The following is a 2,032-nucleotide window of genomic DNA, read 5'->3' on the forward strand; positions in this document are numbered from 1 at the left end:
TGGCGCTGCGGCGGCTCGAGGATCCGGTGCCGCGCATCGACCTGGGGCTGGCGTGGCGGGCGGGCGCGGTGTCCCCGGTCGTGCGGGGGTTCGTGGCGCTGGCCCGCGGCGCGCGGGAGTAGGAACCCCGTCGGCAAAAGCCGTGGACGCCGTCGTTAGGGTGGGCGAATGGGGACGATCAGGCAGGTACAGATCACGTTCGACTGCGCGGAACCCGAGCGCGTCGCCCGGTTCTGGTGCGAGGTGCTGGGCTACGTCGTCCCGCCGGCGCCGGCCGGCTTCGACACCTGGGCCGACTTCGACCGCTCGCTGCCGGCCGAGCGGCAGGGCGCGGCGTTCGCCTGCGTCGACCCCACCGGCGCGGGCCCGCGGCTGTTCTTCCAGCGCGTTCCCGAAGGCAAGGTCGTCAAGAACCGGGTCCACCTCGACGTCCGGGCCGGCACCGGTCTGAGGGGCGCCGAGCGGCTCGCCGCCCTGGAGGCCGAGCGCGACCGGCTGATCGCGCTCGGGGCCAGCCACTTCCAGACCTTGTACGCCGATGAGTACAACGAGTCGTGCATCGTGATGCAGGACGTCGAGGGCAACGAGTTCTGCCTGGACTGAAGCGCCCCAAGGCCGCCTTGGGGCGCTCGGCAGGGCTCCGTCGGTGTAGTGAATGACTCATTCATGTCGTCGGACGACATGAATGAGTCATTCACTACACCGCAGGTCCGCGCGGCGCCTACTCGCCACGGCCGACCCCAGCGCGGCTAGCGGTCGCCGAGTGCCATCCGGACCGCCGCCACCACCTCCGGGTGACCCAGCGGCAGCGGCGGGGGCACCCGGTCCTCGGGGCTGTCGCTGCTCGACGCCACCACCCGCACCACCGTCCCGTCCTCCCGCAGCTTCGCGATGACGTCGTCGTGCTCGGACAGCCAGGTCTCGTTCGCCTCCCGCGCGTCGCCGGCCGGGAGGAACGCGTCCGAGGCCGGGTCGACCAGCAGCAGCCGGGCCGCCGCGCCCGGGTGACGCTCGACCAGCTGGAGCGCCTCCGTCGCGAACGGGCCGCTCGCCACCACCGAGACCTCCGGGTCGCCGTGGCCGGTGTCGCCCAGGAGGTCGTCGGCTTCGGTGAGGGCGCCGCCCGCCGGGATGCGGCACCAGAAGACCGCGCGCTGCTCCGCGAGAGGCCGCCAGGTGGCAGGCAGCTCGTCGTGCTTGGCGGCGCCCGCCGGGTCGAGGACGATCACCTTGGGACCGGCCGGGTCGCCGGCGGTCACCACCGGCGGGCCTTCGGAGCGCAGGGGTTCGGCGGTCATCGGGAATCCTTTCCGCGGTGGGGGAGTTCCGGCGAGTCCGTGTCGAGCGGCACGGACCCCGACCGGACGAGTCCCAATTGGACGGTCTGGCGGCCGGTCAGCCGCTCCAGGAGCCAGTCGGCGGCCGTGCGCACGCGGTTCCCCGGCATCGCCAGCAGGTGGTAGGCGCGCGTGACCGCCTTCGCCGGGCGGCCGGAAAGCGGGATGTGCAACGGGTTCGCCGCCGCCGCGCCGGCCCCGAGGTCGACGACGAAGCCGAGGTCGTGGTGGCGGTAGGTGCCGGGACGCCCGTAGCCGAGCGACGCCGCGACGTTGCGCCCGGCGAGCTTGCCCTGCCGTTCGGCGTGCTGCGCCGTCATCGCGGTGTACTGGCCGGGGCGGGTGAGGTCGGGGACGGCGGCCGCGTCGCCGCAGGCGAACACGTCGTCGCGGCCCGGCACGTTCAGCCGCTCGGTGACGACCAGCCTGCCCTTCGCGGTCTCGAGCCCGATCTCGGCCACCAGCGGGTCCGGCCGCACGCCGACGCACCACACCAGCGTCCGGGTGGGCACGTCGTCGCCGTTGGTCAGCGTCACGCCCTTGGGGCCGGCGTTGTCCACCGACGTCTTCATCAGCACTTCGACGCCGCGCGAGCGCAGCACCTCGTCGGCGGTCCGCCCGAGGCGATCGGCCAGCTCCGGCAGCACGCGCTCGGCGACGTCGAGCAGCAGCCAGCGGATCGGCTGCCCGGCGAG

Annotated in this window: 3 protein-coding genes; 1 reads left to right on the top strand and 2 read right to left on the bottom strand. The window is 73.9% G+C overall.

The window, feature by feature from the left end; all coding sequences use genetic code 11:
- The first annotated feature begins 168 nt into the window (after positions 1–168).
- Positions 169–603: a VOC family protein gene (locus G3I65_RS08935; RefSeq protein ID WP_160695672.1), complete on the top strand. Its 435-nt coding sequence runs from the start codon at positions 169–171 to the stop codon at positions 601–603.
- Positions 604–749: 146 nt separating this feature from the next.
- Here G3I65_RS08935 and G3I65_RS08940 read toward each other — a convergent pair whose 3' ends face one another.
- Together G3I65_RS08940 and G3I65_RS08945 are read right to left on the bottom strand one after the other, a co-directional pair.
- Entirely contained in the window at positions 750–1,298 is a 549-nt protein-coding gene (locus tag G3I65_RS08940; protein WP_160695673.1) for a hypothetical protein, read from the bottom strand.
- A partial coding sequence (locus G3I65_RS08945; RefSeq protein ID WP_160695674.1) for an NAD(P)/FAD-dependent oxidoreductase occupies positions 1,295–2,032 on the bottom strand: 738 nt, incomplete at its 5' end. The genes G3I65_RS08940 and G3I65_RS08945, both read right to left, overlap by 4 nt.

Source organism: Amycolatopsis sp. SID8362, from assembly GCF_010550475.1.
Lineage (GTDB): Bacteria > Actinomycetota > Actinomycetes > Mycobacteriales > Pseudonocardiaceae > Amycolatopsis > Amycolatopsis eburnea.